General features: G+C 39.6%; 16 protein-coding genes. 6 read left to right on the forward strand and 10 right to left on the reverse strand.

All coding sequences use genetic code 11. The features are described from left to right. Positions 1 to 291: 291 nt before the first annotated feature. Positions 292 to 702, forward strand: a complete 411-nt coding sequence (locus tag AC1VU3_RS06895) for an RND transporter (RefSeq protein ID WP_482983158.1) — start codon at positions 292 to 294, stop codon at positions 700 to 702. 413 nt (positions 703 to 1,115) lie between these two features. Here the strand turns inward: AC1VU3_RS06895 and AC1VU3_RS06900 are convergent, their stop codons facing one another. From AC1VU3_RS06900 to AC1VU3_RS06915, 4 genes are all read right to left on the reverse strand, one after another. Next, the gene (locus tag AC1VU3_RS06900; RefSeq protein ID WP_482983159.1) at positions 1,116 to 1,982 is read right to left on the reverse strand and encodes a GNAT family N-acetyltransferase; all 867 of its coding nucleotides are present in this window, start codon (positions 1,980 to 1,982) and stop codon (positions 1,116 to 1,118) included. Between the two features lie 10 nt (positions 1,983 to 1,992). Then, positions 1,993 to 3,807, reverse strand: coding sequence for an ABC transporter ATP-binding protein (locus tag AC1VU3_RS06905; protein ID WP_482983160.1), 1,815 nt, complete (start codon positions 3,805 to 3,807; stop codon positions 1,993 to 1,995). Next, entirely contained in the window at positions 3,797 to 5,527 is a 1,731-nt protein-coding gene (locus tag AC1VU3_RS06910) for an ABC transporter ATP-binding protein (RefSeq protein ID WP_482983161.1), read from the reverse strand. Before AC1VU3_RS06910 ends, AC1VU3_RS06905 begins: the two co-directional genes overlap by 11 nt. A 154-nt stretch (positions 5,528 to 5,681) precedes the next feature. Further along, positions 5,682 to 6,611 carry a DMT family transporter gene (locus tag AC1VU3_RS06915; protein ID WP_480389726.1) on the reverse strand — a complete coding sequence of 310 codons (930 nt, stop codon included), beginning with the start codon at positions 6,609 to 6,611 and terminating at the stop codon, positions 5,682 to 5,684. 143 nt (positions 6,612 to 6,754) lie between these two features. Between AC1VU3_RS06915 and AC1VU3_RS06920 the strand changes: the two genes are divergently transcribed. Continuing rightward, positions 6,755 to 8,791, forward strand: coding sequence for an EAL domain-containing protein (locus AC1VU3_RS06920; protein ID WP_482983162.1), 2,037 nt, complete (start codon positions 6,755 to 6,757; stop codon positions 8,789 to 8,791). A gap of 14 nt (positions 8,792 to 8,805) precedes the next feature. Here AC1VU3_RS06920 and AC1VU3_RS06925 read toward each other — a convergent pair whose 3' ends face one another. The 3 genes from AC1VU3_RS06925 to AC1VU3_RS06935 form a co-directional block, all read right to left on the reverse strand. Continuing rightward, the gene (locus tag AC1VU3_RS06925; RefSeq protein ID WP_480389728.1) at positions 8,806 to 9,252 is read right to left on the reverse strand and encodes a threonine/serine exporter family protein; all 447 of its coding nucleotides are present in this window, start codon (positions 9,250 to 9,252) and stop codon (positions 8,806 to 8,808) included. 12 nt (positions 9,253 to 9,264) lie between these two features. Next, entirely contained in the window at positions 9,265 to 10,008 is a 744-nt protein-coding gene (locus tag AC1VU3_RS06930; RefSeq protein ID WP_480389729.1) for a threonine/serine exporter family protein, read from the reverse strand. A 169-nt stretch (positions 10,009 to 10,177) separates the two neighbouring features. After that, positions 10,178 to 12,340 (reverse strand): beta-propeller domain-containing protein, encoded by a 2,163-nt coding sequence (locus AC1VU3_RS06935; protein ID WP_482983163.1) that lies wholly within the window; start codon positions 12,338 to 12,340, stop codon positions 10,178 to 10,180. 174 nt (positions 12,341 to 12,514) lie between these two features. Between AC1VU3_RS06935 and AC1VU3_RS06940 the strand changes: the two genes are divergently transcribed. Beyond that, positions 12,515 to 13,831 (forward strand): short-chain fatty acid transporter, encoded by a 1,317-nt coding sequence (locus AC1VU3_RS06940; protein ID WP_482983164.1) that lies wholly within the window; start codon positions 12,515 to 12,517, stop codon positions 13,829 to 13,831. A 204-nt stretch (positions 13,832 to 14,035) separates the two neighbouring features. Here AC1VU3_RS06940 and AC1VU3_RS06945 read toward each other — a convergent pair whose 3' ends face one another. After that, positions 14,036 to 15,205: a saccharopine dehydrogenase family protein gene (locus tag AC1VU3_RS06945; RefSeq protein ID WP_482983165.1), complete on the reverse strand. Its 1,170-nt coding sequence runs from the start codon at positions 15,203 to 15,205 to the stop codon at positions 14,036 to 14,038. A gap of 15 nt (positions 15,206 to 15,220) precedes the next feature. Further along, a complete protein-coding gene (locus AC1VU3_RS06950; RefSeq protein WP_480389733.1) occupies positions 15,221 to 16,699 on the reverse strand; it encodes an aldehyde dehydrogenase family protein in 1,479 nt (492 codons plus the stop codon). Between the two features lie 584 nt (positions 16,700 to 17,283). Between AC1VU3_RS06950 and AC1VU3_RS06955 the strand changes: the two genes are divergently transcribed. The 3 genes from AC1VU3_RS06955 (at position 17,284) to AC1VU3_RS06965 (ending at position 20,428) form a co-directional block, all read left to right on the forward strand. Then, a complete protein-coding gene (locus AC1VU3_RS06955) occupies positions 17,284 to 19,455 on the forward strand; it encodes a beta-glucosidase family protein (protein WP_482983166.1) in 2,172 nt (723 codons plus the stop codon). A gap of 281 nt (positions 19,456 to 19,736) precedes the next feature. After that, complete coding sequence (locus AC1VU3_RS06960; protein ID WP_482983167.1) at positions 19,737 to 19,937, forward strand: hypothetical protein; 201 nt, start codon at positions 19,737 to 19,739, stop codon at positions 19,935 to 19,937. A 170-nt stretch (positions 19,938 to 20,107) separates the two neighbouring features. Further along, entirely contained in the window at positions 20,108 to 20,428 is a 321-nt protein-coding gene (locus tag AC1VU3_RS06965; RefSeq protein WP_482983168.1) for a hypothetical protein, read from the forward strand. 112 nt (positions 20,429 to 20,540) lie between these two features. Here the strand turns inward: AC1VU3_RS06965 and AC1VU3_RS06970 are convergent, their stop codons facing one another. Then, positions 20,541 to 21,101: an NADPH-dependent FMN reductase gene (locus AC1VU3_RS06970; protein WP_482983169.1), complete on the reverse strand. Its 561-nt coding sequence runs from the start codon at positions 21,099 to 21,101 to the stop codon at positions 20,541 to 20,543. Positions 21,102 to 21,198: the final 97 nt, after the last annotated feature.

Genomic DNA, 21,198 nt, shown 5'->3' on the forward strand with positions numbered 1-21,198 from the left:
TAACATTTCGTTTCGTTCTACCTGAGAAAGGTTTGTTTCTATTTCTAACAAACGCCACTTATCCATATACTAGCATTTGTTACAAAAAATAAAAAGCAGGAGTAATTTCTTAACGGATTTGGAACAAGTGAAGAAAATAGCAAATAACAATGGTTTCGGAAATGCAATTAGCAAACCAGGGATTAACGCTCTTTTTTGTTGAATCCCTTATTTCGGGGCAGGTTACTTGAAGAAGGTGTTTAAAACAAGAATGTAGAAATGAAGTTAGAGATAAATTTTTTAGGGGGTAAAATGAAAAATAATAATAATTTAAAAACAATAAACTGGGTAATTTTCACAACCATTGTATTGGTGGGTGTTGTCACAGCAGCAATTACTCTATATGACTTAAATGCAGACACTACTGAACAGTCTCGTGCGGAATTCAATTGGGGCTTTTTACACACAATTATTTCAGTGGCTATACTTTTAATTTCTACTTTTTTAGCTTTGGGTTGGAAACGATTATTTCCTTTTAACATACCTTTTGCAATAATAATAGTTGGTTTTTGTTATGTACTATTCTTCCTTACCTTCACGATCGGATGGGTCGGTTTTCTAGGTATATTTGGTTTTTTTATTGCATTCGTTACTGGTGTAATCTTAATAATATCTTACGCAACTTTATATTTTCTTGAAAGTCGCAAGACCAATAAGATTTAACTGGTTAGAAGTGTATGAAAAAACACCTTATTCCACGAACGGGTGCTTTACTTCGAGAAGGGGTAAAGCATTTTTTCTTATTGAACTAACACCGCAGGTTAGTTTAATTATTTTTAGTAGGATACACTAATTGGTTCGGAGCAGCGTCGGCGACTCCTGTGGGAGCAGGGTGGTAGGTAAGACAGCACAACCACGCGCGATAGCGTTGGGTGCTGGCTTACCTTGGGGGATGGAAAACTAAGGACGTCACTTCGTGTGACAACGTTTTCCTGGCCAACATCCTGTTGGCCCGCGGAAAGCGTCCGACGCAGCGAAGAACCGGATGTTCTAAAAATAAGAAAACACTCATGATTCTTATATTAGAATAGAATCATAAGTGCTCTTCATTCAAATTACTCCAATCTCCAGCTCCTTTAATTTACTCTTCTAAAATAAAGGATATGCTCCAGCATCTCGAAGCCTGCCTTTCGATACACATTTAGCGCATCTTCCCTATCCGTCTCCACATCTAAATAGACAGATGGCTTACCTAGTTGATACGCTCTATTCTTCGCCCAATTTAACAACGAAGTCGCAATTCCTTTGCCTCTACTATCTCTCTGAACCGCCAAAGCCGTAATCCAAAGCTTCCCATCACTTTCCACCATCGTTAAGGTACCTACTACTTCCGAATCCAATCTAGCAAGAAATAACTGCCTGTTCGCCGCTTGCGTATTCACCATAATAAGCTGTTTCACTTCTTCCTCTGTATCACCGAAGGCATCAGTTAACATGTCTATGAGAACAGCTTCTTCATCTACATAAGGAACGACCTTTAATTCATTCTCGAGCGATTCGATTGCCTGTGCTGCCATTGTCAGCTCTGTGAATTCCATAGAATAGCCTTTCGAAATCAGCATTTGTTGCCCTACAATGGAATGCTCATCCGTCAATGCTAAATCACCAAGTGCCCCTCTAAGGGCTAAATTCTTTTGAAATTCAGCTAGCAGTTTATTGCCAATCCCTCTCTTTCGAAAAGAAGGCGATACGAGCCCGCTCCATTCAAAATCTAACGTAGCCATTCGATCTAATGCAGTTATCACACCAGCAAGGCGGTCTTCCTCATCTTCGTAGGCTAAGACACAAAAACCCTTTAAAGCGTAGTCTGTCAAGTCTCCCACGCTCAATATGTTCTCATAGTCAATTTGATCTTCCCTCGAAGAATCAGCCATTAATTGACGAATCTCCTCTATTGTATCTGTGTCTATTGGTAACGACACCGTCATAATCGATATATCCATACAGACCTCCTTATAATTTGGAATTGGTCAGCATGCTATAGTACTTCCCTTTTGCTTTTAACAATTCCTCTTGTGAACCTGATTCTATCAGCTTCCCACTTTCCATGACAAATATTAAGTCGGCTTTTCTAATGGTATTCAATCGGTGAGCAATAACAAAGCTTGTTCTACCCTCCATTAGTCTCTCAAGCGCTTCTTGAATTTTAAGCTCCGTAACTGTGTCTATACTAGAGGTAGCTTCATCTAAAAGAAGAATAGCAGGGTCTGCTACTAATGCACGAGCAATGGATAGCAATTGCTTTTGCCCTTGGCTTATCTCTCCACCGTCTGCTGAAAGCACGGTTTCATATCCTTTTGGCAGCTTCATAATAAAATCATGAGCATTCGCTCCCTTAGCGGCGTTTATAATTTCCTCATCTGTAGCGTTTAGCTTTCCGTATCTAATATTTTCTTTCACGGACATTTCGAACAAGAAAGGGTCTTGTAATACAAAGGCAGTTTGACTACGAAGCGTCTGTCTCGGAAGCTCACTAATTGGTATTCCATCTATCAGGATTCTTCCTTCATCGGCTTCATAGAAGCGTGCAAGTAGCTGCATAATAGTAGTTTTCCCTGCTCCCGTTGCTCCTACCAATGCAGCTGTTTTACCAGCTTCTACATGGAAGGATACTTGATGGATAGTGGGCTTTTCGTCACTTACGTTATAGCGGAAGGTTACATTCTCAAATGTCACATTCCCTTTCAGTTTGTATTCCTTGTTACGCTTTGCCTCATCAACTTCTTCTTTTTCATCCATAATGGAGAAGACCCGTTCCGCTCCGGCTATCGCTGAAAGCACTGTATTAAACTGGTTGGCTAAGTCGTTTAAAGGTCTAGTGAACTGCCTCGAATACTCCGTAAATATAACAATAACACCTATAGAAATATGCCCGTAGAACGCCAACACCCCTCCCGCAGCTGCCACTAGCGTAAAGCTGACATTGTTTAAGAGGTTCATCACCTTAGGGATAGATCCAGAATATAAGAGCGCCCAATAGCCTGTCTTTCGTAGATGCTCATTTTTCTCTGAGAACTCCTCTAGCATTCGCTCTTCCTGTGAGAAGGCTTTGACAATTCGTTGACCAGAAATCGTTTCTTCAATCATTCCGTTCAGCTCACCGACCGCCTTTTGCTGTTCCTTGTAAAGCTTGGAAGTTCTCTTCGTAATCCACTTCATTGCAAAAAACATGAAAGGTACAATAATGAGCGTGATCACTGTTAATAAAGGACTTAAATACAGCATTACCACTGTAGTGCCAACAAGTGTCAATAAACTAGAGAATACTTGGATGACGGAAGAGTTTAATGTCTGGCTGACGTTTTCTATGTCATTTGTCATTCTACTCATCAGCTCTCCATGCTGTCGCTTATCAAAGAAGGAGACCGGAAGCTTCTGAAGATGTTCAAAAAAGGATGTTCTTAATCGATAGACTGTTTGCTGTGCTATACCGACCATCCAGTAGCTTTGTAAGTACATAGCTACAGATAGGAATACATAAACCAGGACTAACCAGCCAATCAAACTTCCCAGCCCTTCAAACATTCTATCTGTAATATGGGTATCAATAATGACGCCGACTAAATACGGTCCCAGTAAGGATAAGCCTGAGCTCACAATGACAAGCAAGAAAACGATTATGAGCAAAAATCTTTGCTCATCAATAAGCCTCCAAATATTAAGCAATACCTTCTTCCAGTCTGATGCCTTCTCAACCTTCTTTTTATTATTCTTCTTTAAATCTTCTTTTGTTAATATTGGCTCATATCCGAAAGGCTTAAAGCTCATGATGTTCGCCCCCCTCTTGCTGTGATTCCGCTATCTCTCTATAAAGAGAAGAACCTTCCATGAGCTGTTCATGAGTTCCATAAGCAGAAACCCTGCCATCTTCTAGTAATAGAATATGGTCTGCTCCTTTTGCAGTTCGGATTTTTTGCGTGATGACGAGCATAGTAGCTTGCTCCTTCTCCAAAGCCTTCCAAAGAGCATTTTCTGTCGAAACATCTAAAGCACTTGTGCTATCGTCTAAAAGCAATATCTCTGGCTTCCTAACTAAAGCTCTAGCAATGGAAAGTCGTTGCTTTTGCCCCCCTGATAGATTTACTCCTTTTTGACCCACTCTTGTTTGATACTGATCTGGGAATTGTTCAATAGACTGATGGATTTGAGCCTGCTTTGCCGCCTCTTGTAGAAGCTCACTTTCAGCTGTAGCGTCTCCCCACCCTAAATTCTCTTCGATACTTCCAGTGAATAAGATAGATTGCTGCGGTACCAAGCCAATCACTTCTCTTAGCTCTTTTAGCGGCCAAGCTTTTATATCTACTCCATTAACTAGGATTTTCCCCTCTGTTGCTTCAAAAAAGCGTGGGATCAAGCTAAACAGTGTTGATTTTCCAGAACCTGTGGCTCCCATAATAGCTAACTTCGATCCAGATTCCACCTTAAAGGTAACATCCTTTAAAACAGGCGTATCGGTTGTTGGATATGTAAATGAAACATGTTGAAACTCTAGTTCTCCAGTTCCACGAGCAGATTTTTTCTCCGTTATCTCGATGTCCTCTATTCCCTCTTTTATTAGCAGCACTTCTTCTATCCTCTCTGAAGAGGCCTTTGCTCTAGAGAAGAAGATGATAATAAACGAAAACATAGAGAAAGCGCCCGTCATTCTCATCGCATAGTTAACAATCGCCACAAGCTCTCCAATTTGTGCTCCGTCCGTTTGGATTTCCTTTGCACCAAACCAAAGAACAGCCAGCAAGCTGATATTCATGACGAATAAAAGGACTGGTAGGATAAGCTCCATAATTCTAAAAGCAGTCACATTATCAACCTTTAAGTTATTTGCTACACTTGCAAACCTCGTACTTTCAAAGCCACCTCGTAGATATGCTTTGATTAGTCGAATGGCCTGTAAACTTTCTTGTACCTTACGTGTCACTCTATCTACACTCGTTTGAACTCTTCCAAATAACTTTAATCCCTTTCTACTCATTATATAAAGGAATATAACTAAGAATGGAGCGCCCAGCACCAAGTAAAGGGCAAGCTTTGCGTTCACAAGGAATGCCATTGCAATACTTCCTACTACTAATAATGGAGCTCTCAACATGATTCGGAGTCCCATAAATATTAAGTTTTGCGTAATCGTCACGTCATTCGTCAGTCTAGTGATCAAGCTAGATGTCGGGAACCTCAAAAAAACAGTCATCGTAAAGGTTTGCACCTGTTTAAATAATGCCTGCCTGATATCATACCCATAGCTTTGCACTGCATGTGAAGCTAAGAAGGTATTCACAATTCCTGCAAGAAATGCTAGAAAAGATAAGCCTAGCATGATAGCTCCCCAGTAAATAATGGTTCCTCTGTCCTGTGCAATGATTCCCTCATCAATAATGATGGATATTAATAAGGGCTGAATAAGCTCTACCGAAAGCTCAATGAGCATTAAAAATAGAGCTACAATTACTAGCCATTTATATGGCTTTAAATAAGAAAAAATGGTTCTCACAACAAACACTCCTAGATTCTTCGCATCTCGAATTAATTCTCGTAAACTCTATTATGCCATATCCAGTTTCTAATAAATAGAAAAAATATAATAATCTAATTATTTTCTGTGAGTTTTCAAAATCTTCATAGGAGTCAACCGTAAGAAAATGTTGCTAACTGCTTTTTCCCCTTCTCCGTTTGTTGGTTTTCCTTTTTAGTTCTCCTCCTATTGAAAGCCAAGTGACAAATACCAACATAACGAAAACGCCAGTATATTGCCATAACCCCAGCACCTGATGAAACAATAACACGGAGACAATCATAGCTGTCAGAGGCTCTATACTAGACAAGATACTTGTCTCTACCGCAGTTATGTACTTCATGCTCGAGAGGAACATAATAAAAGCTACTGTCCCAATAAGAATAATAGCGGGAATAACCAAGCTAACCGGATAGCTTACTAGATAGCTCCACTCTTCCGCACTCCAAATAGTTCCCGTTAACGCTAAGACCATGCCTCCGACCAGCATTCCCCAACCAACTATCAATAGTACTCCCCACTTGCCCATTAGTTGACTTGGATAAACAGTATAGAAGGCAAAAGTAATTCCCAAAGCAATACCCCAAAGAACCGCTTCTTTACTAACCAATAATTGCGCAGGGTTTGCATTAGTTAATAGTAAAAACAAACCTGCTAAGGTTCCTATGATTCCTATCACTTGGTACTTAGGTGGAAAGACCTTCGCTTTCCAGGAAACAAAAAGAATGATATAAATAGGTCCCAAGAATTGCAGCAATGTAGCAATGGACGCATTACTTGCTTCTATAGCCGCTATAAAAGTGTATTGCACACCTAGCATTCCTAACACACTAAAAAAGAGGAGTTGCTTTACCCAGCCAAGATCTGTCCATATAGTCATAATCTTAACCCCTTTTAACCGCAAGAAAGTCAAAAGCCCCATTCCAGCTGCCAGTAATCGTATTGTTAGAAAAAAAGAGATAGACATCTCCGTATTCTTCAAAACCCACTCCATCATTGGGCCAGACAATCCCCAAAGTATGGACCCGATGACAATTAAAAAGATCCCTTTTCCTCTTTCCAACGTTCATCCTTCCTTTTCTAATAAATTTTATATAAGCATTTAGCCCTAACATTAAAAATAATATGAATATATTGTTCTAGACTAATGACTAATTTCTCTAGATTCTATATAATCAAGATAGATAATTTATTGGGGGCGTGAAGATGTATCTTCAAGAAAACACGATAGATATAAGTGAAGCTGTGTTGAATAATATACCATTTCCAACATTTTTGACAGATAGCGAAGGTCATATCATTTGGTGGAGCAAAGAAGCAGAAAAACAGTTCGGATATACTACAGAAGAATTAGTAGGCTCAAAGATTCCATTCTTTACCGAGCACACACATGGACATTTAGCAGCAAAATGGAAAACACTGTTTAGTAAAAAAGATCCTATAAGTTTAAATCCAGTAATAATGCATTCTAAGGATAATGAAATAACGAAGACCTCCTTAATAGTAAAAGCCATAACGATTAATGAGGAAAACCTTGTGTTGTTCCAGTTTGACCTTCATTCAGCAATTAGTGTGGAAAGCTCTGCTTTTTTTGAACTTCAGTTGTTAAAGAAAGGACTTTCCGAATCCTTTATGGTCCTTTACATGGACAAAGAGGGATTAATCATGCATGCAAATGATTTATTTTTAAAGCAAAGCGGTTGGACTCCTAAACGCATTATAGGTAAATCATTTTGGCAATTATTCCCTAACACAAATGAGCATTTAACTTTGGCTGATAGCATCATGGATAAACTACAAAGAGGAAACAACTTCCATGGTACTATCGAGAAAATGAATAAGGCTGGAACAACTTATTGGGTTAACCTCATAGCTATGCCTATTACAGATGTTGAAAATAATACACTCTACTATCTATTATTGGAAGAGGAAGTCACGGAGCAAAAGCTTCTACAATCTCGCTTAGAAGAGATTGCATATATTGACGCAGAGACAGGACTTATGACTCGCCACCGGTTAGAAGGCGTTGTGAATGAGTATATTCAAGATAATAAGCACTTTTCCTTTGTTACCTTAAGTCTAAATCACTTTTATACTTTAAGAGAAATTTTAGAAGATAAGCCTGAGGCAGAGCTTCTAGTAGAGTTCACCAAAAGATTAAAAATTTATTTTGAGGATTCACATATTGCCAGAACAGGACGAGATCATTTTGCTATTATCAGTCCTCTTAGTGACTGGTATATCGAAGGATTTGTTCATTTCTTAAAACAGAACCCTATCTATATAGAAGGAAAGCTTATCCCTATAACGGTTAGCGGGGCAATCACAAGATTCCCAGAGGACCAACAGAGCTATTTACATCTAATGAAAGCAAATAATACTACGCTACAAAAGGTAAAATTAGAGGGTGGTGGCGTGATAGCAACCCTATCTCAAACTGATCATCATAAGCTCTCTAGGAAATCCCAAATTGAAAAGCGTTTGTTAGAGGCCCTAAACCACAATAACTTCCAAGTAATGTACTTGCCTCAGCGAAATCTACAGAATGGAAAAATTACTACTGTAGAGGCTTTAGTACGCTGGGAGGATGAAGTGCTTGGTGTTGTCAGTCCAGACGAGCTTATTCCAATTGCAGAGGAAACTGGCCTTATCAATGAAATCGGAACATTTATCCTTGAGAAGTCTTGTGAACAGGCAGCTGTTTGGCAGAAAAAGGGGCTTGATGTCAAGGTAAGCTTTAACTCTTCCATTCGTGAATTTAGGGATAAAGATATGGTAAAAACAATACACACTGCTTTGCAAAAACATCAATGTGAGGCTGAATGGATTCAGATAGAATTTACTGAAAAGTTCGCTTTAGAGGCTGAGGCAGAGAAAGCAATTATTAAACAAATGCAGGCTTTACAGCAAGAAGGTGTTGGTTTTACATTAGATGATTTTGGAACTGGTTATGCTTCCTTAAGATACTTGCAGCTATTGCCTATAGGAAAACTAAAAATAGATAGAACGTTTGTCTCCTCACTGATACAAAAAGAAAAGCTGCAAAAGCTCGTACAAGGCATCATTCAGTTCGGTCAATCTTTAGACGTACTGGTAGTAGCTGAAGGCGTTGAAACTAGTGAGCAGTACAATTTGCTAAAAAGTATGGGGTGCGATGCAGTACAAGGATATTACATTAGTCAGCCAGCCTCTGTAGAAGATATAGAAAAATTATTAATAGAGGATCAAAAAAACGTGAGCTAGGGTACCCTCCCTACTCACGTTTTTTTAATTCGCATCAACATTTCTTTCCAAATCTGCGTTAAAATTTCTGCAAAAACTAACCCCATCGCTATGGATCCAGAAACCATCAAAGCAATTGCCGCAAATTCTACAGCTACACCATAATCCTTCTCCACTACATTTCTCATTGCATTATAAGCCGAGCCTCCTGGTACAAGCGGAATAATACCAGCAACACTAAATATAATCATTGGCATTTTAAATTTCCTTGCCATTATATGTGCAACAAATGCGATGGTGAATGCTCCAGAAAAAGATGCAATGATTTGGTCTCCGGAGAATTCTAAGACATATTCTTTTACAAGCCAACCTGTCATCCCTACTAGTCCACAATATGGAAGAGACTTTTTGGGAGCGTTAAATACTATCCCAAATGCCGTTGCTGCTATAAAACTAAGAATGGCTTCTCCAAGATACGACATTGTCATTCCTCCCTAGATCGATAATATGAGTGCTACTCCCGCTCCTATTGCAAACGCCGTTAGAAATGCTTCTGCCCCTTTGGAGAGTCCAGAAACGAAATGACCTGCCATTAAATCACGAACTGCATTCGTGATAAGTAGGCCCGGAACAAGCGGCATTACAGAGCCAATAATTATATGGTCGATTTGCTTTCCATACCCATAGGTAACAGATAAAATTGCTATTACGCTTATCACCAGTGCTGCAAAAAATTCCGCAAAAAACTTTACTCTTGTTTTTTCTTCCAATAAAGTGGAGACCGCATATCCCACACCTCCAGCTACCATAGCATGTGGCACGTCTATTAAATCTGTACCGAAAAGCCATAGAAAGGCACCTGAAGCAACGGATGCACCAATTATTTGAATCCAAAATGGGTACATCTTATGTTCTAGCTCTATTTTTTTTAATTCCTTATATGCTACCTGGATATCTATCTCCTTGGAGGAAAGTTTTCGAGATACTGCATTTACAAGGGCTATTTTTTCTAAATCTGTTGTCCTTGAATTAACTCTCACAAGTCTAGACGGCACCTCGTTATCTCCACTAAAAATTATTCCTGTTGGAGTAACAAAGCTATGAGATTCAGTTAGATTTTGCGAAAGAGCCATCCGATCCATTGTATCCTCAGCTCGATAGGTCTCCGCGCCACTTTCCATCATTAGCTTTCCTGCTAGCAAACAGCACTCAACCGTCAAATCAAAGTCCTTATTCAAGGTACTTGCCTCCTCTTTGCCACACACTTAATTACCAATAGTTTTATCTAACTATACCATTTACATCCCTAAAAACGGAGAAATTAAAAGAGTCAAAATCCTTGTAATAAAAAACTGCAATCTCCCCTGTTAAGCCAATCTTAACTTCCGGAGATTGCAGTACAGATATTTAGTAAGTTACGTCACTTATCTTTTCAAAATCATTGTATCGGTAGCTATTTATCTTATTTGCTCCAACCGTAAAAATAGTATCCCCGACAGTCAATACTCGTTGAATCATCATATCCCAATTTGGCTGTTTCTGCGAATCTTTCCACTGGTTCCATAGCTCTGTTTTTAGGGAAATACCATTTTGTGGAGTTATTTCAAACAGAATAGCACCCTCTTGTTGAAAATCGTGATAGTTTTTCCCCTGAGTCTGGCTGTAAATAGATACAGGGAAACCATATAGTTGCTTTTCCTCATCTAGGAAAAGTGCTTGGTAATCATGGTGAACTGCCGAATACGTGCCTCGACCACCAATTATAACTGAATCAACTTCCACTGGATTCGTGAAGTCTGTAATATCATATAACGAAACTTTCATTTCTCCCAGCTGAATAGTTTGTTCTGCCCCTTCTTTAGAGCTCACGTTTGTCTCATATCCAAATCCGATTACATGATCCTTGTCTAATGAATGAAGATAATTATTAAAACCTGGGATGTTAAGCTCCCCAAGCATTTGAATGGAATTTGGATTTGCCAAGTCAACAGCATATAGGGGATCCGTTTCTTTAGAGGTCACCATATATGCTCTATCTCCCATAAATCTAGCAGAGTTGATTTTCTTCCCATTTGCCAATCCTGTTAAAGAGCTTATCGGCTTCATGTCCTTATCAAGAACGTATAATCGATTCTCTAAATGTTCTCCAGGGGCTTGTTCTGCTAGGCTGTCTGCTGAAGACTCCTCATTCCCTAATTCAACACCTTTGCTAGTCACTGTCCGGAAATAGCCATTATATTCATCCATAGCGTACTCATTCAAAACAGTACCTTCCAAACGGTGAGAACCTTTAAACTCTACTGAGTCCTTATCTAGTGCAAATTTATAAACCTCTGTTTCTACACCCTCCGGAGTGCTAGCTAGTAATCCAGCATTACTCTTCTCAAACTTGTTTAGATGAGTGGTTAGATAAAGGTTTTCTTTCGACATATAGAGCTGATTGCTACTGCCTAGGAAGCTTTTTATATTCACTTTATTCTCTTCTAACTCTTCTATATTTAAACCAGAAATTATCGTATAGTTGCCTTCTAAAGAATTAGGTAAGATTGCAATACTGCCATATCCAAGAATCTTCGCTTTCTTTCCTCTTTTAGAATCAAAAACATATGGACGAAGCTCTACATCTTCTTTTTCCTCCATATCCCAATAGCTAGGAGTAGAATTAGTTACTAAATAGAGCGTCTTATCTTTCAATCGAACTTCGTTTAAATTACCTTCCGATGCCATTTCCCTTTTATGACTAGGATATTTTGGATTAGAGATATCATAGAAGTAAACTGCCGTCATTGGCTTTAAAGGTACTTCTATTGTTTCAGGCTCTTCTTCCTCTGGCGCATCTTTTTCTTCCTCATTCTCATCTTCTACAAGGACAGTTTGATAATATGTTTTCTGTCCAATGACCATTAATACATCTTCGCTTAAAAGAAGCTGACTTGGATAGAAGTCCTGATCAAAGCTGATGCTAGAAATCTTTTGCATGTCGTTAGGGTTTTCAATGTTTACAATAGACACTTTCCCTTGAGTTAATGTGTATATATGCTTACCATCTGTTTTCGCAACATCCGCTGCTTCTACACCCTCTACTAGATTATTAATTGTAGAGTAGTCTAATCCAACATCACTAGATTCTGTTCCCTCTTCCGTTTCCTTCATAGGGCTATTTTTTTCAGCGTTCGCTTTTCTTACTTTTTCAAAGTATGCTGTTAACTCGTCTGTGGTATTAATGGTCGGAATTTCATTTGTCACAGTAAACGTGTATCTACTCTTCCCCATACCATATTTTTTCTTTACAAACAGGACATAGTTATCGTCCTCTAAATCAGCTATTTCCAAAGACTTGCCGTCTTTCGAAAGTACAAAGTTAGCATCTATATTTTTTCCATTAATATCTTGTAAATACACATTTCCATTTTGGAGATCCTGTTCACTAACAGGCTCAGAAAACGTAGCACTAAATACTTTTTTTGATAATACAATCCCTTCCGCATCTACATCTTGCTTGGTCACATAAAACATCCCAATGGAGCCAACGAGACATAGCGCAATAAGAGATATAATCCATTTTTTCATAATCTTCTTCCTTTCTCTGACTCTCTTGTTATAACATTAGACAGCTAACTTCGCAAATAGGTTTCAATGCCCAGTTAACATTTTAAATAAATACTTCCATTCCATAGAGAATTTTCTAATATTCTATTATCATAGAATAGGAGGGGATGTATATCAATATAAGGGGGGCGAAAAATGAAGTTTCTTACTCGTTTTTCAAATAAAGTGATGGAGAAATTGTTACCGGATCCGTATATCTTTGTAGCGCTATTGACATTACTTGTCTTTATACTTGGAATATTTTTAACGGATACGAAACCGCTTCAAATGGTAACTTACTGGGGAGATGGCTTTTGGGGATTGCTATCTTTCACTATGCAAATGGTTGTTGTTCTACTAGCCGGACATGTATTGGCGAACAGCCCCGTGTTCAAAAAGTTCCTAAGTTCCATGGCTAGTACAGCCAAATCTCCTGGCTCTGCAATTCTATTAGTTTCTGTTGTTTCCTTAATAGGATGCTGGATCAACTGGGGATTTGGTTTGGTGTTAGGAGCGTTATTTGCGAAGGAAATTGCTTCAAAGGTTAAAAATGTTGATTATCGCTTACTTATTGCAAGTGCCTATTCAGGCTTTATTATCTGGCATGGTGGTTTAGCAGGCTCTATTCCGTTATCGATTGCAACAGAGGGACATCCATTTTCAGGTATAATGGGGGTTATTCCGACTACGGAAACCTTATTTTCTACATATAACTTAGTTATCGTAATTGCTCTATTTATATCTGTCCCATTATTAAACAGATGGATGATGCCTAGCAAGGAAGATACATTTGCGATAGACCCTTCTCTATTGGAAGAAGAAGTTGTTGAGGAAAAAACAAATGAAAAACCAACCCCTGCGCAAAGACTCGAAAACAGCTATGTGCTTACTATACTAGTTGCTCTATTGGGATTGGTATACTTAATTAATCACTTCCTTACAAAAGGATTTGATTTGAATTTAAATATTGTAAACTTAATTTTTATTACTTTAGGGATTTTATTCCACGGAACACCAAGAAGTTTCTTAAATGCAGTGAAAAATGCTGCCAAAACTGTAGGGGACATTGTTGTTCAGTTCCCTTTTTATGCAGGAATTATGGGTATGATGCAATTTTCCGGACTTGCAAAAGTAGTTTCTGATGCTTTTGTAGGCATCTCGAATGAGCATACGTTTTACCTCTTTACCTTTTATGCAGCGGGAATTGTAAACTTTTTCATCCCTTCTGGCGGGGGACAATGGACCGTGCAAGCTCCAATTATGCTAGAGGCTGCAACTACGTTAAATTTAGACTACGCAAAGACTGCTATGGCTATAGCTTGGGGTGATGCTTGGACCAATATGATTCAACCATTCTGGGCGTTGCCAGCACTAGCAATAGCTGGTCTAAAGGCAAAGGACATCATGGGCTATTGTGTTTTTGTACTGCTTTTAAGTGGCTTAATTATCAGCCTAGGTTTATTCTTTTTCTAATTAAATATTATTCCCCTCAAAAAAGGGGCCGTCTGAAAAATCATTTTGAGACGGTCCCTTTGCGACGAGGATGGTGGCATTTTGATGCGACCACCACAGGAGCAATGGTACAAGCAGATATCTGTCAAAGAAGGAAGGGGGTGTCCCATAAGTTTTTTACTTATGGGACACCCCCTTCATTTTTTCTTCCATATCAGCGTAGATTCAAAGTCCCACTATTTCCCCTCTAGCAACAGTTTCTTTTATTTCTACACCTCTTGCAGCCATCTCTTTAATATAAAGGTCGCCAGGGACAATTAATTCCGGTGCATATACTCCGTGCTTTGCAATGACGCCGTTCCCAATCATTTGAGCAACAACAGAGATAGTGTTTGCCGTTGCTCTCGCCATTGCTGTTTCACCAGATAATGGATCCTTTTTAGTGGCCATTTCATAGGAGTAAACTGTATCTTCCCCATCCTTCACTCCCTTTACAATGACCCTTAATAGCACTGCATCCTCTTTGTCACCAAGGATAAGCATAGGTGTTAGCACCTCTTTTAGCACTTCTCGAGCGCTTACTTGATTTCCACCAACATTCACCATTGTCTCTTTATTCGTTAAACCTAAGTCTACTAATAGTTTAAATTTTTCTGCATGCCCTTTATAACGAATCGTCTTGTATTCCATCGTTTTTACATCAGGGAAAGATTTAGGTAAGGTAGATGTGCCCCCTGCAGTATGAAAAGCCTCCAGCTCACCATATTCCTCAAAGTATATAGGCTCAATTTCTGTCAAAGACTCTATCTCTTGCAACTTTCCATCTCTGATAACATGCGAAGGGTCTGTATAGTGATCAAATACTCCTTCTAACGAAAATACGATATTGTAATTGAAGAGGCCTTCAGGTTCTACCGGAATCCCGCCAACATATAAATGAATATCTGTTACCTCATCTAATTTACTAGCTCCGTAGCCTGATAGGATATTGATCATTCCTGGAGCCACCCCTAGATCCGGAACAAGTGTGACCCCTTTTTCTATAGCCTTTTCATGTAAAGAAAGAACAACATCCGTTGCTCCTCCAATATGCCCTCCAAGATCAACCGAATGAACACCAGCTTCAATTGCCAGCTTAGCTACCTTTTCGTTAAAGGTATAGAATAAAGCATTGATTACCACGTCTGCTTGCTTCATAACTTCCAAAAGGTTGTCCTCATCATTCGCATCTAGTCGTAATACTTCAATTTTGGCATTTTGCATTTTTTCCTTAAATAAATTTGCCTGGCCTACATCTAAATCACATAAAAATACTTTTTCCACATTTGGACTCATGATTAGATCACGAGCAGCCTCTTTCCCCATTAATCCAGCACCTAACACCGCTACCTTCATTCTCTCATCCCCTTTTTACTCGGTATCTATTTGCGCACGCTGCAGCTTACCACTAAAGTCAACGTAGATACTCTTCCACTCCGTGTAAACATCTAACGCTGCTACACCGGAATCTCTATGTCCGTTTCCAGTCCCCTTTGTTCCACCAAAAGGAAGATGAATTTCTGCGCCTGTTGTTCCTGCGTTCACATAGACAATTCCTGTATCCAAATCTCTTTGTGCTTTAAAAATTTTATTAACATCACGACTAAAGATAGAGCTAGAGAGACCGAACTTCACCCCATTATTTACTTCAATTGCTTCTTCAAGTGAACTTACCTCTATGATGGAAACAACCGGTCCAAATATCTCTTCCTGCGCAATTCTCATTGTCGGTTTTACGTCTGTAAACAAGGTAGGAGCATAGTAGTTGCCTTTACTTAGATCACCTTCGTCCAGCATTTTCCCTCCAGTTAAAAGCTTAGCTCCTTCGTCCTGACCAATTTTCACATAGCCATGGATTTTTTCAAGTGCAGCTTTGTTGATAACAGGTCCGACTTTAACGGATTCGTCTAGACCATCACCAATGGTTAGTTTCTCCATTTGCTCAAGGAGCATATTTTCCAGGTCCTTCTTAATATCCTTATGCACGATGACTCTACTGCATGCCGTACATCTCTGCCCTGCTGTCCCAAATGCACTCCAAAGAATGCCTTCTACCGCAAGGTTTAAATCCGCATCGTCCATCACAATTACAGCATTTTTTCCGCCCATCTCTAAGGAAACCTTCTTTAAATGCTTACCACCAAGCTCAGCAACCTTGCTTCCCGTATCGGTTGAGCCAGTGAACGAGATAACCTTGACGTCTGGATGCTCAATTAAAGAGGTACCTACCTCGGAACCAGAGCCAAATACCACATTCGCAACTCCAGGAGGCAATCCTACTTCTTCGAAAATTTTCGCCATTTCATAAGCCATCATTGGTGTTTCGGTCGCTGGCTTCCAAATGAAGGCATTTCCCGCAACAATGGCAGGGAAGGATTTCCACGTAGCGATTGCTACTGGGAAGTTCCAAGGAGTGATTAAACCAACTACTCCAATAGGTGCTCGCACGCTCATAGCAAACTTATCTGCTAGCTCTGAGGGTGTTGTTTCTCCAAACAACCTTCTTCCTTCACCCGCCATATAGAACGCCATATCTATCCCTTCTTGGACTTCCCCACGGCCTTCCTCTATTACCTTCCCCATTTCCTTAGTAAGCACCTGAGCCAGATGCTCTTTTCTCTCTTTCATAATTCGACCTATCTCATATAAATAATCTGCACGCTTAGGTGCCGGTACCAATGCCCAATGCTTTTGAGCTTTAACCGCCGCCTCAACTGCTAGATTAACATCTTCTCTCGTGGACAACCTTACCTCTGCAAGCTGTTCCCCATTCGCAGGATTAAGTACGGCAGTATAGCCGGCATTACTTTCATCCTGCCATTTCCCATTAATAAAATTCGTTAGCTTCATTCTATTTACCTCTCTTTCAAAAAAATGAAAACGTTTGCATAGTTACTACATTCGATAAAAATTTTAAAAAACCTCCCTAAAAACTAAAAAATAGGAAAAATCCAAATACTTACCATGAGGAAAAGCAGGAATAATGATGGAACAGGTCATGAGCTTAGAAGAGCCGATAGGCAGTAGAAGTTTATTAAATGTTAATGCAACAAATTAATTACTTTAAAATAGGGGATTACCAAGAATAACTGGTTACTTTTCTAATTTAGTGGACAAAATAAAGGGTGCAGGTAAAAAGTATGTTCACTGATGAAAATTTATTCCTTAACCCTTTCAGGAGTGAAGACATGGAAGGCATACTCCCCTTACCTAATAAATCCATTTCAATCGATTTAACTTAGTACGCCTCGTAACGAACTAGTCAAATTTGTGCTATTCCCCGAAAAATAGTACGAGAAAATGGTTGAGAAAAGTAATATTATTTTAAAAATGATTCACAACCAAATGATATGATCAACGTTTGGATATTTGTAAGCGCTTTAGATTTAAAAGGAAACAACAATTGTAAAAATATTGCGCAAGGAGAGTTCAACATGACCAATCAACAAAACACCAATATGGAACAATTTCCATGGATGGACAAATCGTTGTCCCCACGAGAGCGTGCTGAAAAACTTGTAGCCGCTATGACATTAGAACAAAAAATCGCTCAACTCCACGGTTCCATGGCGACAATCAACATCTATGACATGCCTTCAATGGATGAAATGAATGCTATGACACCTGAGGAACAAGATAATCTCATGGCACAGCTCCAAGTACAACGCCATGTAAAAGGTATAGAAGAGTTAGGAATCCCTCGTTTCCGTATTACCAACGGTCCAGTTGGAGTAGGCATGGGAGATGGACATCCAAGTCCTCCTGCAACTGCGCTACCAATGACAATTGGTCTTGCTGCTGGTTTTGACCCAGAGCTAGCACGTGAATACGGGAATATCATCGGCTCTGAGACCGCTACTTTAGGTCAGCATGTTCTAGAAGGACCAGGGGTTTGTCTGCACAGAACACCAATTGCAGGACGTAACTTTGAATACTTCTCAGAGGATCCATACCTTTCTGGTGTGATGGGAGTCGAGGTAACAAAGGCAATTCAAGACCACGATGTTATTGCTATGGGTAAGCATTATGTAGTGAATGACCAAGAGTACGAGCGTTTCCGTACAAATGTGGAAGTAGATGAGCACGTTCTACGCGAGTTATACCTGCTTCCATTCGAAATGTTAGTAAAAGACGGGGATATTGCAGCAATTATGAGTGCTTACAACCGTGTCCGTGGTGTATATGCAACTGAAAACCGTTATATTCTTAATGATATTCTTCGTGACGAATGGGGCTTCGAAGGCTATGTACAATCTGATTTCTGGTCATGTCGTTCAGCTGCCGCTTCATTGAACGCAGGAATGGATCACGAAATGCCAGATGCTAAATGGTTAAACGAAACGAATGTCAAGAATGCACTTCAAGACACTAGCCTTGAAATTGAAACAGTTAACCGCGCATTGGTACGTCGTTACACGCAAATGTTCCGTTTCGGTCAATTTGAACGTCCATACAATCCTGGTGTAATTGACGCTAAAGCTCATGGTGCTATCTCTCGCAAAATTGGCTCACAGGCTGCAGTTCTCCTTAAGAATGATGGAGAGATGCTTCCACTTGACCCGAAAGCTTATAGCTCTATTGTAATCATTGGTCAATCAGAGTTTGTAGACGACGCATGCAATGGCGGTGGAGGTTCATCCAAGGTTGTTCCACTCTACACGGTACCACCAGTAGAAGGTATGCAGGACGTATTAAAAGGTCTTGGTTCGAGTGCGTCAGTCAGCAAGGTGACTGTTGCTCAAGATCTTTCTAACTTGGAAGAAGCAAAAGAAGCTGCTTCTAAAGCGGACTTGGTTATCCTAATGGCTGGATTAGTTGCCTCTGAAGGCTTTGATTTGCCAAGCCCGAACATGTTGAATGATCAAAATCGCATGGTAGATGAACTATTGGATATTAATCCACAAACAGTTGTTGTCATGAAAGACAGCAGCCCGGTTATGATGCCATGGATTTCTAAAGCTAAAGCTGTTCTTGAAGCATGGAACCAAGGCACGGAAGATGGCCACGTTGTTGCCGACTTACTCTTTGGAGTTGTGAATCCATCTGGTAAGGTGCCAACTACCTACGCAGCATCTGAGGGAGATCTTTTATATGCAAATAACCCTGAACGTTATCCAGGTACAGACGAAGGCAATGGCTTCCCTGTAATTCGATATTCAGAGGGTCTTAACATGGGTTACCGCTGGTTCCAATCTCAAGGCATTAAACCATTATTCCCGTTTGGATATGGTCTATCTTACACATCCTTTGAGCTTTCTGGATTCTCAGTTACACCAACACAAACAGACGGTAAATCTCCAATCCATGTAAACGTAACTGTAACTAACACAGGAAAAGTGGCTGGTGCAGAGGTGGTACAGGTATATCTAGGAATTCCTGTTGAAGGACAACCACCTAAGCGCCTTGTCGGGTTCCAAAAAGTGCACCTTGAGCCTAACGAGTCACGCGAGATTACAATCACAATTGACCCAACAGCTACGAATCATCCAATGGGTGTATGGGATTACTACAAACGCGACTTCGTGGTGAGACCTGGTGATTACACTGTATACCTAGGTACATCTAGTGAAGATACTCCTTACAAAGCAACGATAGTTGTAGAATAATTGAACCATAGGCGGAACAATGTCCTCCACAGCTATATAATGATCCAGGGTTTCCCTTAAGTTTTACTTTTGGGAAACCTTTTTTCATTTGTAATCTTCCTGTTTTTCCTATTTCATACCCAAGGAAAGCTTCAGCTAGACCAAAAACAACTATTTAACAACAAAATATGAGAATTCGCTGAAATACTATGCGTATTGCTTATAGTCTGTACTAGCCCGTTTCATATACTACCTTAAGAACGATTTTATATGTTCTGTACTTTATAAAAGGAGGGATTTCCATGACTAATAATGCTGGACTTTGGGTAGGTATTCTTGGGATTATTTTAGCTATCGTCGGATTCTTTTTCTATCCTTTATGGTTTGGAATTGCAGCTATCGTTTTAGGCTTTGTTGCAGCATACCATTTTAAGCAACTAGTGGTAGGATGGCTTTCTATTATTCTAGGAATTATCGTACTGATTTATTATTTTTTCTTCTAACCTAGGAGATGGAATAAATCTAATGAGGAGCACTTATGATTCAATCGTTTGATGAGAATTATAAGTGCTTTTTAGTTCTGGAAAACAGGGTTCTCTGCTACATCGGACGTTTGCATGTTAAAGGATCGGGTAAATACTTATATCACTTCTTTTTAAGGAGGTAAACTACTATGCCTATGAACGAGCATTATAATTCTTATGCGTACACAACGGATGATGTTGTAGCAGAAACAGGAGAGTACATGTGTGACTCCGGACATAAGAGGATGCTTTACGAGGGAGACAAGTTCCCTTCCTGTCCTGATAAGGAAGTAATCACCTTCTGGAGACATGTCGAGGGTCATTTTCATGAATCCGGTGAGGAAGTAAAAGAATCTGGTCGTTATGTAGATGAAGACGGGGATGAAAAAACGTTAGAAGCCGGTGAAACATTCCCTAACTGTCCTAAGTTCGGTAGCCCAACAAAATGGACTCATTTAGGAGAAAAGTAAAGATTCTTACCGTCCCAATAGGACGAGTAAGTTTACAGCAAAAATGTGAAAGCATGCTCGCTTTCACATTTTTTCTTTTGTAAAACTAGTTATCCGTAAGTCTACTCCAAAATCAGCTTCTAATAGTTTTCAACGCCTTACTCCATGCAAGCAGTTGGTCTAGCATCGTATTAGCGTTTCCGTCATGATAGCTTGCCGGTTTAAAAACGCTCATATTCTCAAAGTCCGTCATCAGTGAGAAGGTTACCGCTGTCCTTACATCTGCGACTTGTAATTCCCCAAGTATTAAACGCATGTTTTCATGTGCTCGAACCCCACCTAAGCTTCCATATCCCACTAAACCAGCTGCTTTATTGTTTAGCTCAATATTTAGATAATCCAATGCATTTTTTAATGCTCCACCCACTGCATGGTTGTATTCTGGTGTAATAAAAATGTAGCCATCAAAGGAAGCCATCTTATCTGACCAGGTTTTGATTGCTATGTTTGCCTTTTCCTCTTGTTCTGGTGGTACCTCCATCCCTAATAAAGGAAGCTTATAATCTAACAAATCCACCAGCTCATATTCAGCATCATTTCTCTTCCTCGCAAAATCAAACATCCATTTTGCTACCGCCTCAGCATTCCTACCCTTTCGTACACTTCCTGTTACAATTGCTATTTTTAGTTTCATCCTCTTCCACCTCCCATAATTCTACACCATTCATTATTTACCCAAATTTTCCTTTTTTTAAAATTATTTCAGTAAAAAGTTCTCGTTGTGTTATAGT

This window comes from Psychrobacillus sp. Z16_25 (genome assembly GCF_056856695.1).